Genomic DNA, 13,901 nt, shown 5'->3' with positions numbered 1-13,901 from the left:
TGCGACGAGAAGGCGAACGCGACCGTAAGGCGTGCACCGTCGAACAGTGCGGCCGTAAGGCGGCGACGCCGTGACGCGATGCGCTCGGCGGGCGACTAGGTGAGCAGCGGCCGGAAGACGGGAACGGCAGGGGCGTCCCCTTCGGCGGCATCGGCGGCCCGGAACGCCACCCGGAGCCGCATCCCGACACGCGGGCCGCTCGCCGGGGCCTCGATGAGTTCGGTCATCATCCGCGGTCCCTCGGCGAGGTCGACGACGGCGGCCGTGTAGGGGACGCGGGCGCCGAACGGCGGCAGGTCATTGCGGTGCACCACGGACCATGTGTAGAGCGTCGCGGCGCCGCTCGCCTCCTCCCAGGTGACGTCCTCGCTCCAGCAGTGCGGGCAGAATTCGCGCGGGTAGTGGTGAGCCCGGCCGCAGTCGGCGCACCTCCGGATCAGCAGTCGGCCCTCGGCCGCGGCGTCCCAGTAGGGGCGGGTGAAGGCGTCGATCTCGGGCAGGTCGAAGCGCGGGGCGCCCGCGGGCGGCGCCGGGCTCACAGGAACAGCCCCCATGCCTCGTCCAGCGACCAGGTCTGCCAGCACATGCCGAAGAGCCCGACCACGGAGATCAGCACCATCATCGAGTTCTGCCCCTGCTCCGCCCAGTCGTGGATCATCAGCAGGAAATAGAGCAGATTGAGCACGATCGCGCCGGCCAGGGCGATGGGGGTCAGAAAGCCGAGCGTCAGGCCGAGGCCGAGGGCGAGTTCGGCGTAGACGACGACGTACGCCATGACCTTGGGACGGGGTGTGACCACCGCGCCGAAGCCGCTGCGGACGAACGCCCAGCGGTGCTTGTCGGCCACGCCCACCGCCCAGCCGATACCGGTGCCGCGCTCGAACCAGTCCTTCTTGTTCTTGTGCCGCCAGCTCTCGAGCCACCACAGGCCGAGTCCGATGCGCAGTACGGCGAGCCATTCGGCCCCGCTGAGCCCGATCGTCCGCATCGTTCCCCACCTCTCCCGTCCCAGCGAATCTGACGGTACGTCAGTTTCACGGACCGAGCGCGACCCACGCAAGGGGTCGCACCAGCGGAACAGGGACCGGCGGGTCACCGGACCGACGGGACGCCGCAGCAGCGACCGGCAGACCGGCCGTGACCTGTCCGCAATCCATTCGGAATCACTTTGACCGGATCGCTTTGACCGAAACCCGTCAAATACCCGGCTACGCTCACCCGCATGGCCGACAGCTCCCCCGAGAAGTCCTCACCCGTTTATGTGATCGGCGGTGGACCGGGCGGACTCGCCGCCGCTGCCGCGCTCAGCCACCGCGGGATCCGCGCAGTCGTGCTGGAGAAGTCCGAGGCGGTCGCCGCGTCATGGCGGAACCACTACGACCGGCTGCATCTGCACACCACGCGCCGGCTGTCCGCGCTCCCCGGGCTGCCGATCCCCCGGTCCTACGGGCGCTGGGTCGGGCGCGACGACGTGGTGCGCTACCTGGAGCGCTACACCGAGCACCACCGGCTGGAGATCGTCACGGGGGTCGAGGTCTCCCGCATCGACCGGTCGCCCGACAACACGGAGTGGGTACTGCGCGCCACGGGCGGGCGTGCGCTGTCCTCGCCCGTGGCCGTCGTCGCGACGGGCTTCAACCACACCCCACGGGTGCCGGACTGGCCGGGCCGCACCGCCTACACCGGTGAGCTGCTGCACGCCGCCCACTACCGCAACGCCCGCCCCTTCGAGGGCCGCGACGTGCTCGTGGTCGGCGTCGGCAACACGGGCGCGGAGATCGCGGTCGACCTGGTCGAGGGCGGCGCGGCCCGGGTGCGGCTGGCGGTTCGCACCGTGCCGCACATCCTGCGCCGCTCGACGGCCGGCTGGCCCGCGCAGGCGACCGGCATCCTGGTGCGCAGGCTGCCGCGGCGCGCGGTGGACCGGGCGGCACGGGCGATGTGCCGGCTGAGCATGCCGGACCTGACCGAGCACGGTCTGCCCTGGCCCGACACCGGGCTCTACAGCCGCGTACGGGAGGGCGCGATCCCGGTCCAGGACGTGGGGCTGGTCGACGCGGTCCGGACGGGGCGGGTGGAGGTGGTCTCGGCGGTCGACTCCTTCGACCTGGACAAGGTGATCCTCGCCGACGGCTCGCGGATCAGCCCCGAAGTGGTGATCGCCGCGACCGGCTACCGGCGTGGCCTCGAGGAGCTGGTCGGCCATCTGGGCGTGCTCGACGACCGTGGCCGCCCCCTCCCCCACGGCCGGCGGACTCTGAAGTCCGCCCCGGGACTGCACTTCACGGGCTACACGAACCCGATCAGCGGGATGCTGCGCGAGCTGGCCATCGACGCCCGGAAGATCGCCAAGACGGTGGCCCACACGACGGCGTGACCGCCGAGCAGGCGAGACCACCAACACAGGCACAGGCAGCGGCACGAACGCGACACCACGCACCGCAACCCGGGGCGCGCGGCCAGGCCCGAATCCCGCCGCCCCCACCGTCACCCTGCGTGTTCCCCGCGCCCCGAGCATTCCTGACAGGCCGTCAGTTCAGTAACCTGACTACTGGGTAATGTGACTTGGCGTCAGTTTTGCCGCCGAACCACCCGGTCACCTGCCCGGTTATTGGCCAACGAGCAGGAGTGGCGGATACCGATGCTTGGATCGACCTACGGCACCCTGACCACCAACTCCCGTCATGCCCGCGCCGTCGCCTGCGGGCGGGCCCCCGGCCCCGCCGTGCACGTCTCCAGCAGGGAGGCGGCGGGCGGGACGGCCGAAGGCGCGGACGACGTGGACGTCAGCGGGCGCCCGCTGCACTCCGCCGTCCCCGATCTGGACCGCTTCTTCCATCCCGAGTCGGTGGCCCTCATCGGCGCCTCCGACGCGGACGGCCGTCCCAACACCGGTATCACCCGCCAGCTCCTGGCCTGGGCCGAACGCGTCGGCGCCCGGCTGCACCCCGTGCATCCCTCCCGTCCCGCCGTCTTCGGCATTCCGTGCGTACCGTCCGTGGCCGCACTGCCCGAACCCGTCGACCTCGCCGTCCTCCTCGTCCGTGACCCGCTCCCGATCATCGAGGAACTCGACGGGAGCAAGGTGAAGTTCGCCGTCGCCTTCGCCTCCGGCTTCGCCGAGACCGGCCCCGAGGGCGCCGCCGCGCAGGTCCGGCTGGCCGCCGCGGCCCGCGGCGCCGGGCTGCGGCTGCTCGGCCCCAATACCAACCTCAACGCCTTCGAGAAGTTCCGCGACGACCTCGACGGGCCCGCCATCGCCCTCATCACCCAGTCAGGCCACCAGGGCCGCCCGGTCTTCACCCTCCAGGAACTCGGCATCCGGCTCAGCCACTGGGCCCCGACCGGCAATGAGGCGGATCTGGAGACCGCCGACTTCATCTCCTACTTCGCCACCCGGCCCGAGGTCGGCGCCATCGCCCTGTACGCGGAGGGGCTGAAGGACGGCCGCAGCTTCCTCCTCGCCGCCGACCGGGCCGCCCGCGCCAAGGTGCCCGTCGTCGCCGTGAAGGTCGGCCGCACCGAGACCGGCGCCCGCACGGCCGCCTCCCACACCGGCAAGCTGACCGGCTCGGACGCGGTGGTGGACGCGGCCATGCGGCAGTTCGGCGTGATCCGCGTGGACGGCCTGGACGAGCTGCAGGACACGGCGGCGCTGCTCGCCCGCGCCCGCCCGCCGCTCGCCGAGGGCGTCGTGGTGTATTCGATCTCCGGGGGCACCGGGGCCCACTTCTCCGACCTCGCCACCGCGGCGGGCCTCACCCTGCCCACCCTCTCCACCGAGAAGCAGGCCGAGCTCCACCAGTGGATACCCGGCGATCTCAGCGTCGCCAACCCGGTCGACAACGGCGGTCACCCGGTCGGCGACTGGCGCGGCCGCAAGATCATCGACGCGATCCTGGCCGATCCCGCCGTGGGCGTGCTGATCTGCCCGATCACCGGCCCCTTTCCGCCCATGAGCGACAAGCTGGCGCAGGATCTGGTGGAGGCGGCGGAGCAGACGGACAAGCTGGTGTGCGTGGTGTGGGGCTCGCCGGTCGGCACCGAGGACGCCTACCGCACCACCCTGCTGGGCTCCTCGCGCGTGGCCACCTTCCGCACGTTCGCCAACTGCATCACCGCCGTGCGCGCCTATCTGGGGCACCACCGCTTCACCGCCGCGTACCGCTCGCCCTTCGACGACGCCCCGCGCACCCCGTCCCCGTCCCTGCGCAAGGTGCGCGATCTGCTGCGCCCAGGAGGCCGCCTGAGCGAGCACGCGGCGAAACAGCTGCTGCGGGCGTACGGCATCCGGGTGCCGCGCGAGCAGCTGGTGACCAGCGCCGCCGCGGCCGTCCGCGCCGCCGGGCTCGTGGGCTACCCCGTCGTCATGAAGGCATCCGCGCCGCAGCTCGCCCACAAGACCGAGCTGGGGCTGGTCCGGCTGGGGCTGACCTCGGCCAGCCAGGTCCGCGACACCTATCGGGAGCTCACCGACATCGCCCGCTGCGAAGGCGTCGAACTGGACGGGGTGCTGGTCTGCCAGATGGTCCAGCGCGGGGTGGAAATGGTCGTCGGCATGAGCCACGACACCCTCTTCGGCCCGACCGTGACCGTGGGTATAGGGGGTGTGCTCGTCGAGGTGTTCCGTGACGCCGCCGTACGCGTCCCCCCGTTCGGCGAGGACCAGGCGCGCGCGATGCTCGCCGAACTGCGCGGCCGCGCCCTCCTCGACGGTGTGCGCGGCGCTCCCCCGGCCGATGTGGACGCGCTCGTGGAGGTCGTGCTGCGGGTCCAGCGCATGGCCCTGGAACTCGGGGACCACCTCGCCGAACTCGACGTCAATCCGCTGATGGTGCTGGAACGCGGCCAAGGCGCCGTGGCACTGGACGCGCTGGCGATCTGCCGCTGACCGATGGAGCGTTCCCATGACCTCTCCCTCCCCCGAAGAAGCGCTTGACTCCGTTCTACGGCACACCACTGACAACGGCGTCTCGTGGATCACGCTCAACCGCCCCGCCTCGATGAACGCCATCACCCCCGACCAGCGAGAACACCTGATTTCGCTGCTCGACCACGCCTCCGCGGACCCGGCCGTCCGGGCCGTCGTGCTGACCGCCACCGGCAAGGGCTTCTGCGCGGGAGCGGATCTGCGCGGCGCACCGGCCGCGGCGGAACGCGTGGCGGGCGATGTCGCCCGGCTGATCCGCGGCGGAGCGCAGCGGCTCATCGCCGCCGTCCTCGACTGCGAGAAGCCGGTGATCGCCGCCGTCAACGGCACGGCGGCCGGGCTCGGCGCCCATCTCGCCCTCGCCTGCGATCTGGTGCTGGCCGCCGAATCGGCCGTCTTCATCGAGGTGTTCATCCGCCGCGGTCTGGTCCCCGACGGGGGCGGTGCGTATCTCCTGCCCCGGCTGACCGGCCCGCAGCGCGCGAAGGAGCTGATGTTCTTCGGCGACGCGCTGCCCGCCGCGGAGGCCGAGCGGCTGGGCCTGGTCAACCGGGTTGTCCCGGACGACGAACTGGCCAAGACCGCACGCGCCTGGGCCGAGCGCCTCGCGGCCGGCCCGACCCGCGCCCTCGCCCTCACCAAGGCACTGGTGAACGCCTCCCTGGAGTCCGGCCGCCCGGCCGCGTTCGCCGCCGAGGCTGCGGCGCAGGAGACCAACATGACCACGGCCGACGCTCAGGAGGGCGTGAACGCGTTCATCGAGCGCCGGCCCGCCGTGTACCGAGGCCGCTGAGAGACCCACGCCGTCACACAAGCCAAGAAAACCCACGAAAGCCAGGAAAGCCGTCGGGCAAGCCAAGAAAGGGGGACGGGCCATGATGGGACACGCCGGTATGGCCGCCACCGCCGTCCGCTACCTCCGGGCGGGAGGCTCGCCGACCGCCGCCGTACGACCGGTCGACCCGCTGCCCCCGCCGGAGCTGCGCTGTGTGCGCGACGATGAGCGGCCCCCGGTCGACCCCGCCGAATTCCGCCGCGTGCTGGGCCATTTCGCGAGCGGGGTCACCGTCATCGCCACCGTCGACGGGACCGGCCCGACCGGCTTCGCCTGCCAGTCCTTCGCCTCGCTGTCCCTGGACCCGCCGCTGGTCGCCTTCATGGTCGCCCGCACCTCCACGACCTGGCCGCGCATCGCCCGCGCGGGCGTCTTCTGCGTCAATGTCCTGGGCGCCCACCACGGCGAGCTGTGCCGCGCCTTCGCGGTCAGCGGCTCCCGGCGCCCCGACAAATTCGCGGGTGTCCGCTACGAACCGGCCCCCGTCACCGGCTCACCGCGTCTCGCGGACGTCCCGGCGTGGATCGACTGCGCGGTCCACGCCGTGCACACGGGCGGCGACCATCTGGTCGTGGTGGGCCGCGTCCGGGCCCTGGGAACGGACGAGTCCGCGGCGCGATCGGGGCCGCTGCTCTTCCACCGCGGCTCCTTCGGGGAGTTCACGGCGCTTCCGTAAGCCCGCGCGGCCTCCCGTAAGGCGCCGCGCGGCCTTCCGTAAGGCCCGCGCATCCTCCCCAAGACCACGCGACCCCTAGACCGTCGCCGCCGTGGCCTGCGCGTTCGGGCCGCGCCGGATCACCAGCGACATCAGCGCGGCGATCGCGCACAGCGCCCCCGCGCCGTACCAGACCAGGTCGTACGAGCCGAAGGCGTCCCGCGCCATACCGCCCACGAAGGCCACGATCCCGGCTCCCACCTGGTGGGAGGCGAGCACCCAGCCGAAGACGATCGCGCTGTCCTCCCCGTACTGCTCCCGGCACAGCGCCATCGTCGGCGGCACGGTGGCGACCCAGTCGAGACCGTAGAAGACGATGAAGAAGATCATCGGCGGATGTACCGCGTCGTCCAGCAGGATCGGCAGGAACATCAAGGAGAGCCCCCGCAGCGCGTAGTACATGGCCAGCAGCCGTCGCGCGTCGAAGCGGTCGGTGAACCAGCCGGAGGCCACCGTTCCGATGATGTCGAAGACGCCGATGACGGCGAGCAGGCTCGCGGCGGCCGTCACCGGCATGCCGTGGTCGTGCGCGGCGGGCACGAAGTGGGTCTTGACGAGGCCGTTCGTCGAGGCGCCGCAGATCGCGAAGGTGCCCGCGAGCAGCCAGAAGGTGCCGGTGCGCGAGGCCGAGGTGAGGGCCTTGACGGCCCGCCGGGCGGCACCGCGCCGGGGTGCGGGCGGCGGGGTGGGCGGCCCGTCGGCGCCGTACGGGGCGAGGCCCACATCCGAGGGGTAGTCGCGCAGCAGCAGCCAGACGAGGGGGATGATCGCCAGCGCGGCGATCGCGACCGTCAGCGCGGCGGGCCGCCACTCGTGCCGTTCGACGATCCAGGAGAGCAGCGGCAGAAAGATCAGCTGCCCGGAGGCCCCGCCTGCCGTGAGGATGCCGGTGACCAGACCGCGTCGGGCGACGAACCACCGGTTGGTCACGGTCGCGGCGAAGGCCAGCGCCATGGAGCCACTGCCGAGGCCGACCAGCACACCCCAGCAGAGGATGAGCTGCCAGGGCTCGGTCATGAAGACCGTAAGGCCGCCACCGGTCGCGATGACGGCGAGCGCGGCCGCGATGACCTTACGGATGCCGAAGCGATCCATCAGAGCGGCGGCGAAGGGTGCGGTGAGCCCGTAGAGGGCGAGGTTGACGGAGACCGCGAACCCGATCGTGCCGCGCGACCAGCCGAACTCGTCGTGGAGCGGATCGATGAGCAGACCGGGCAGGGAGGCGAATCCGGCGGCGCCGATGATCGTCACGAAGGCGACGGCGGCGACCGACCAGGCGCGGTGCGGAAGGCGTGGGAGGGCCCCTCGTGGAGGCCGGCAGGGCTGCTCGTCCTGTTCGGGTGCTCCGGAAAGTTCGGTTGTCTGCGTCACCGGACCAGCATTGAGCAGCGGTTCCCTACGAGCGAGTGGCCCGTGGGACAGTATTCGCTAGGATCGGGCCACACCCCTTTCGGGGCCATGTCCGAACGACGGGAGGCCGGAAGTGCCCCAATCCCCGCCCGGTAACGCCAACGGGCGCCATCGCGTTGTCGTCCTCGCCCTCCCCGGTGTGATCCCCTTCGAGCTGGGCATTCCGTACCGGATCTTCGGTAAGGCCCGCTCCGCCGACGGCCGGCGGCTGTACGAGGTGGTCACCTGCACCGTCAAGCCCGGTCTGGTGCCCACGGACGCCGACTTCCCGATCACCGTGGAGCTCGGCCCGGAGGCCCTCGCCGAGGCCGACACCATCTTGGTGCCCGCCTCGTACGCACTCGGCCCGGTCCGCGAGGAGGGCCGGATGACCGAGCCGCTCGGCGCCGCGCTCGCCCATGCCAGGCCGGGCGCACGCTGGGTGTCCATCTGCACCGGCTCGTTCGTGCTCGCCGCCGCGGGTCTTCTCGACGGCCGCCCGGCCACCACCCATTGGGCCAGCGTCGACCAATTCCAGCGGCTCTTCCCGACGATCAAGGTCGATCCGAATGTGCTGTTCGTGGACGACGGCGATGTGCTCACCTCGGCCGGTGTCGCCTCGGGGATCGACCTGTGTCTGCATCTGGTGCGACGCGACCACGGCACGGCCGTCGCCAACGACATCGCCCGGCACAGTCTGGTGCCTCCCCATCGCGACGGCGGCCAGGCCCAGTACATCCCGCGCCCGCTGCCCGAACCCCAGCAGGCCACCACGACGACGGCGCGCGCCTGGGCGCTCGGCCGGCTGGACCGGCCCATCTCGCTGAGGGAGCTGGCCGCCCAGGAGTCGATGAGTGTGCGGACGTTCACCCGCCGCTTCCGCGAGGAAGTCGGCGTCAGCCCGGGGCAGTGGCTGACCCGGCAGCGGGTGGAGCGGTCCCGTCATCTCCTGGAGGACACCGACCTGTCGGTGGACCAGGTGGCGCGCGAGGCGGGTTTCGGCTCCCCCGCGTCCCTGCGCCAGCACTTCCAGGCGGCCGTGGGCGTCAGCCCGACCGCCTACCGCCGGACCTTCCGCGCGGCCGCCGAGGCCGATGTCCGCGAAACCGTACGGTGACCGAGGCGGGCCGGAGGCGGGCGGGACGCGGACCGTAGGCAGGCCGGAGCCCGTCAGAAGGTGAGCACGGCGCGCGCCACCCGGCCGTGGTGGGCGTCGTCGGCGGCCTTGGCGAAGTCCTCCAACGGGTAGATTCTGCTGACCAGTTCGTCCAGCAGCAGCAACCCTTGCCGGTAGAGGTCGGCGTACAGGGCGATATCGGCTTGCGGCCGTGAGGAGCCGTAGCGGCAGCCCAGGATGGACTTGTCCAGATACATGGAGGAGACGCGGAAGGCCGCCTCGGCGTCGGCGGGCGGCACGCCCAGCAGCACCGCCTGGCCGTGCCGGTCGAGCAGATCGACGGCCTGACGGATGAGCCGGGTCGAGCCGACGCATTCGAAGGCGTGGTCCGCGCCGGTCGGCAGGAGCTCCCGTACGGCGTCGGCGGAGGGCACGAAGTGGGTCGCGCCGAAGCGCCGGGCCAGCGGCTCCTTGGCGGGGTTGGAGTCGACGGCGACGACGGGGAACGCCCCGGCGATCCGGGCCCCTTGCAGCACATTGAGCCCGATGCCGCCGCTGCCGATGACGACGACCGACTCACCGCGGCCCACCTTGGCGCGGTTGAGCACGGCGCCGACGCCGGTCAGGACGGCACAGCCGATGAGGGCGGCGGAGACGAGCGGGATCTCCTCGGGGATCCGCACCACCTGGACGGCGGTGACGAGGGTGCGCTCGGCGAAGGCGGAGTTCGAGGCGAAGTTGTACAGCCGCTCGTCGCCGCGGCGGAAGGGCCGGGTCGGCCGGCCGATCGCCGCGCGGCACATGGTGGGGCGGCCCCGTGCACAGTCGGCGCAGGTCCCGCAGTTGGCGAGGGTGGACAGCGCCACATGATCGCCGGGAGCGACATGGGTGACGCCCGGCCCGATCTCCTCGACCACGCCCGCGCCCTCGTGGCCGAGGACGACGGGGAGGGGGAAGGGAATGGTGCCGTCGATGACCGACAGATCGCTGTGGCACAGCCCGGCGGCGGTGATGCGCACCAGCACCTCGCCGGGGCCGGGGTCGCGCACCTCCAGGTCCTCGACCACGCGCGGCGCCGTACCGTCGAAGATGACGCCTCTCATCCTCATCACCCTTCCGGTGCCTCAGGAGACCCATACCAGCGACTGGAGTTCGCTGTACGCGTGCAGGCCGAACGAGCCGCCGTCGCGGCCGACTCCGCTTTCCTTGAACCCGCCGAACGGCGTCTCGGGGTGGCGCTGGGCGGTGTTGATGCCGACGTTTCCGCTGCGCAGACGGGCGGCGAGGGTCCAGGCGCGGCCCGCGTCGGCGCTGAAGACGTAGTCGTAGAGGCCGTAGGGGGTGGCGTCGGCGATCCGCACCGCCTCGTCCTCGTCGTCGAAGGGCAGGGCCACGACGACCGGTCCGAACAGCTCCTCCCGCGCGACGGTCATCGCGGGGTCGGCGTCGGCGATGAGGGTGGGGGCGACGTAGAAGCCGGGCTTGCGGGCGGGGCGTTCGCCGCCCACGACGATCCGGGCGCCCTGCTCACGGGCGCCGGAGACATACGCCTCGACGCGATCGCGCTGCGCGGCGGAGATCAACGGGCCGACGATCGTGGAGTTATCCACAGGGTCCCCGATCTTCAGTGACTCTGCGTAGTGTGTGAGTGCGGCGATGACCTTCTCGTACAGCGATCGATGGACGAGCACACGGGTCGGCGCCGTGCAGATCTGCCCGCTGTGAAAGGAGAAGGTCGAACCGACCGCCCCGACCGCCGACGCGATCGCTCGCTCGTCGGCGTCCCCCAGGACGATGGCCGCGCCCTTGCCCCCCAGTTCCATCAGGGTGCGCTTCATCGACCTCCCCGCGGATTCGGCGATCTTCTTACCCACGGCGGTGGATCCGGTGAAGCTGACCATGTCGACACCGGGGTGCGCGACCAGCGCCTCGCCGGCGGCCGCGCGCGAGCCGGTGACGACATTGAAGGCACCGTCCGGGAGCCCGGCCTCCTTGAGCAGGGGGCCGAGTTCCAGACAGCACAGCGGGTCCTGCGGTGCGGGTTTGGCCACGACCGTATTGCCCATGGCCAGGGCCGGGGCGAGCTTGCCCGCGAGATTCGTGAGAGGGAAGTTGTAGGAGGTGATACAGCCGACGACACCGAGAGGACGGCGGACCGCTGCCGCTCCGATCAGCCCGCCGGGCGCCAGCGGGGTGGCGGCCATGGGCAGCGGGGCGAGCGGCACGGTGTCCGGTTCGAGGGCGCCGCGCGCGTAGCGGCGGAAGCGGTCGATCGCCGGGGGCACCTGGAGGGAGGAGGTGACGCGCAGCGTCGCCCCGGTCTCCGCCTGGACGAGGGGCACCAGGTCCGGGGTGTGCTCGGCGAGCAGATCGGCGGCCCTGTCGAGTACGGCGGCGCGCTCCCGGGGGGCGGTGCGCGACCAGCCGTCGTACGCGGCGCGGGCGGCCCGGACGGCGGCGTCCACGTCGGCCGGGTCGGCCTCGGGGGCATGGCCGACGGTCTCCTCCGTGGCGGGGTTGATGACGGGGTAGTGCCCGTTCCCGGGATCCCGCCACGAGCCGCCGATCCAGTGCGCATAGGTCTTCGTCATCGGCGTGATTCCTTGGGGAGGTGAAGTACGCGCTCGGCGATGATGGTGCGCTGGATCTCGTCCGAGCCGCCGTAGATGGTGTCGGCGCGGGAGAAGAGGAAGAGACGCTGGAAGGCGTCGAGTTCGTACGGCCGGCCGGCGGTCCAGCGCGCCGGGCCGAGTGCGGCCGCGGCGCCTCTCACCTGCACGGCCAGCTCGCCGAGCCGCTGGTGCCAGCCGCCCCACAGCAGCTTGGCGACGCTGGGCGCGCCGGGGTCCTGTGGTCCGGGATCGCGTGGGCCGGGGGCCTGGGGATCCGCGCTCCCCGGGGGGAGGTCATGGGCGGCACCCTTCCGCGAGGCGGGGTCCCGGGCGTCGTTCGGGGCCCGGTCCCGGGCGGGGATCGGGGTGGGGTTCTGTGCGGCGCCCAGGGTGCGCAGGGCGTTCCAGCGCATGGCCTTGAGCTCGGCCCACTGCCGTATGAGCCGGTCACGCAGGACGGGCTCCTCTGCGGCGCCGGTCTCCAGCGCCAGCCGCACCACCCGGCTCAGCTCCTGGGCGAAGCCGATCTGCTGGACCAGGGTGGAGACCCCGCGCTCCACCGCGAGCAGGCTCATGGCCACGCGCCAGCCGTGGCCCGCGCCGCCGACGAGGTGTTCGGCGCGGGCCACGGCCCCGTCGAAGAACACCTCGTTGAACTCCGCGGTCCCGGTCAGCTGCCGGATCGGCCGCACCTCGATCCGTCCCGGCTGGTCCATCGGCACCAGCAGAAAGGAGAGTCCATGATGGCGTTGTGAGCCCTCCTCGGTGCGCGCCAGCACAAAGCACCAGTCGGCTTCGTGGGCGAGGGAGGTCCAGATCTTCTGCCCGGTGATGCGATAGGTGCCCTCGCCCGGGTCGCGGACGGCGCGGGTCCGCAACCCCGCGAGGTCCGAGCCTGCGTCGGGTTCGCTGTAGCCCTGGCACCACAGCTCCTCAGCACGGGCGATGGGCGGCAGAAAGCGGGCGCGCTGTGCGGAGTCACCGTGGGCGAGCAGGGTGGGCGCAAGGAGGTTCTCGCCGATATGGCCCAGTCGGCCGGGCGCCCCGGCGCGGGCGTACTCCTCGGCCCAGACGACCTGTTGTGTCAGCGTCGCCGCACGGTTGCCGTACGCCCCGTCCGTACGGTCCCAGCCCAGGCCGATCCAGCCGCCCGTGCCGAGCTCGCGCTCCCAGGCGCGGCGGGCGGACATGTCGCCGCGCCCCTCGCCCGGGTGGCCGCCCGGCTCCTGCTTGAGGGCGGCGAACGGTCCGGTGAAGTGCTCGGCCAGCCAGTCGCGCGCCTCGGCGCGGAACCGCTCGTCCTCCGGTCCGAAAGCGAAGTCCACGGCCTCTCCCCTCGTCGGCGCTGCGGTGTTCCCGGCAAGCCCTGCCGTTGTCGCGGTCAGGCGTTGGGGCGTTGGCCGGTGGCGGCCGCCTGGGCCATGGCCTCCAGCTGGGCCAGCATCGGCATGGGGTCGGTGCCGACCGTGCCCGGGAGGAAGTCGGCGATCTTCTCCGGGGTCCAGGCGCCCTCGGCGTATCCGGCGCGCAGCTCACGGGGCTGGGCCCAGACCGCGATCTTGGGGCCCGCGATCGTATAGACCTGGCCGGTGATCCGCTCCGCGCGGGCGCGTTCGCTCAGCAGATAGATGACCAGGGCAGCCACGTCCTCCGGCTCGCCGATCTCTTTGAGCTCCATTGGCACGTTGGCGGACATCCGGGTGCGGGCGACCGGTGCGACGCAGTTCGCCGTGACGCCGTACTTGTGCAGCCCCAGCGCGGCGCTGCGCACCAGGGAGATGATCCCGCCCTTGGCGGAGGCGTAGTTGGCCTGGGCGACGCTGCCCTGGTGGTTGCCGCTGGTGAAGCCGATCAGGGTGCCGGAGCGCTGGCGGCGCATCACCGCTGACGCCGCCCTGAAGACCGTGAAGGTGCCCTTGAGATGAGTGGCGACGACCGGGTCCCACTCCTCCTCGGACATGTTGAAGAGCATTCGCTCGCGCAGGATGCCGGCGACGCAGACGACCCCGTCCAGCCGTCCGTACTGGTCGAGCGCGGTGTCCACGATCCGCTGGCCACCGGCCATGGTCGAGACGTCGTCGGCGACCGCGGCCGCCTCACCGCCCGAAGCCACGATCTCCTTGACTACGGCCTCGGCGACCTCGCTGCTCGGTTCGCCGCCCTCGATCGAGACCCCGTAGTCGTTGACGATGACCTGTGCGCCTTCGGCCGCGCAGGCGAGGGCCACCGCTCGTCCGATACCTCGTCCGGCCCCGGTGACGGCGACCACCTTGCCGTCCAAGAAGTTGCCCACGCCGCATCCC

The 13,901-nt window shown here is 72.1% G+C and carries 12 protein-coding genes; 5 read left to right on the top strand and 7 right to left on the bottom strand.

Features of this window, described 5'->3' with window-relative positions; genetic code table 11:
* Positions 1-95 precede the first annotated feature (95 nt).
* Complete coding sequence (locus ACFYOY_RS23480) at positions 96-554, bottom strand: Zn-ribbon domain-containing OB-fold protein (RefSeq protein WP_388589301.1); 459 nt, start codon at positions 552-554, stop codon at positions 96-98.
* On the bottom strand, positions 536-988 hold the full coding sequence (locus ACFYOY_RS23475) for a DoxX family protein (protein ID WP_351896902.1): 453 nt from the start codon (positions 986-988) through the stop codon (positions 536-538). Before ACFYOY_RS23475 ends, ACFYOY_RS23480 begins: the two co-directional genes overlap by 19 nt.
* 234 nt (positions 989-1,222) lie before the next feature.
* Between ACFYOY_RS23475 and ACFYOY_RS23470 the strand changes: the two genes are divergently transcribed.
* From ACFYOY_RS23470 to ACFYOY_RS23455, 4 genes are all read left to right on the top strand, one after another.
* Entirely contained in the window at positions 1,223-2,377 is a 1,155-nt protein-coding gene (locus tag ACFYOY_RS23470; RefSeq protein WP_351896896.1) for an NAD(P)/FAD-dependent oxidoreductase, read from the top strand.
* Positions 2,378-2,641: 264 nt separating this feature from the next.
* Positions 2,642-4,891 (top strand): acetate--CoA ligase family protein, encoded by a 2,250-nt coding sequence (locus ACFYOY_RS23465; protein WP_351896893.1) that lies wholly within the window; start codon positions 2,642-2,644, stop codon positions 4,889-4,891.
* Between the two features lie 16 nt (positions 4,892-4,907).
* Entirely contained in the window at positions 4,908-5,723 is an 816-nt protein-coding gene (locus ACFYOY_RS23460) for an enoyl-CoA hydratase-related protein (RefSeq protein WP_351896888.1), read from the top strand.
* Between the two features lie 82 nt (positions 5,724-5,805).
* A complete protein-coding gene (locus tag ACFYOY_RS23455; protein WP_388589296.1) occupies positions 5,806-6,441 on the top strand; it encodes a flavin reductase family protein in 636 nt (211 codons plus the stop codon).
* 75 nt (positions 6,442-6,516) lie between these two features.
* Here the strand turns inward: ACFYOY_RS23455 and ACFYOY_RS23450 are convergent, their stop codons facing one another.
* Positions 6,517-7,851 carry an MFS transporter gene (locus tag ACFYOY_RS23450; protein WP_388589293.1) on the bottom strand — a complete coding sequence of 445 codons (1,335 nt, stop codon included), beginning with the start codon at positions 7,849-7,851 and terminating at the stop codon, positions 6,517-6,519.
* 112 nt (positions 7,852-7,963) lie between these two features.
* On the opposite strand from ACFYOY_RS23450, the gene ACFYOY_RS23445 reads away from it, so the two are divergent.
* Positions 7,964-8,986: a helix-turn-helix domain-containing protein gene (locus ACFYOY_RS23445; protein ID WP_351896875.1), complete on the top strand. Its 1,023-nt coding sequence runs from the start codon at positions 7,964-7,966 to the stop codon at positions 8,984-8,986.
* 53 nt (positions 8,987-9,039) lie between these two features.
* Here the strand turns inward: ACFYOY_RS23445 and ACFYOY_RS23440 are convergent, their stop codons facing one another.
* From ACFYOY_RS23440 to ACFYOY_RS23425, 4 genes are read right to left on the bottom strand one after another with little or no spacing between them, the layout of a single operon-like run.
* Positions 9,040-10,089 (bottom strand): Zn-dependent alcohol dehydrogenase, encoded by a 1,050-nt coding sequence (locus ACFYOY_RS23440; protein ID WP_351896870.1) that lies wholly within the window; start codon positions 10,087-10,089, stop codon positions 9,040-9,042.
* 21 nt (positions 10,090-10,110) lie between these two features.
* On the bottom strand, positions 10,111-11,577 hold the full coding sequence (locus ACFYOY_RS23435; protein WP_351896863.1) for an aldehyde dehydrogenase family protein: 1,467 nt from the start codon (positions 11,575-11,577) through the stop codon (positions 10,111-10,113).
* Positions 11,574-12,923 (bottom strand): acyl-CoA dehydrogenase family protein, encoded by a 1,350-nt coding sequence (locus tag ACFYOY_RS23430; RefSeq protein ID WP_388589289.1) that lies wholly within the window; start codon positions 12,921-12,923, stop codon positions 11,574-11,576. Before ACFYOY_RS23430 ends, ACFYOY_RS23435 begins: the two co-directional genes overlap by 4 nt.
* A 56-nt stretch (positions 12,924-12,979) precedes the next feature.
* On the bottom strand, positions 12,980-13,891 hold the full coding sequence (locus ACFYOY_RS23425) for an SDR family NAD(P)-dependent oxidoreductase (RefSeq protein WP_388589286.1): 912 nt from the start codon (positions 13,889-13,891) through the stop codon (positions 12,980-12,982).
* Between the last annotated feature and the right edge of the window lie 10 nt (positions 13,892-13,901).

This window comes from Streptomyces sp. NPDC007875 (assembly GCF_042868035.1).
In the GTDB taxonomy this organism is placed as follows: domain Bacteria; phylum Actinomycetota; class Actinomycetes; order Streptomycetales; family Streptomycetaceae; genus Streptomyces; species Streptomyces antimycoticus.
Note: the sequence above shows the minus strand (reverse complement) of the source record. Positions and strands in the feature narration are given on the sequence as shown.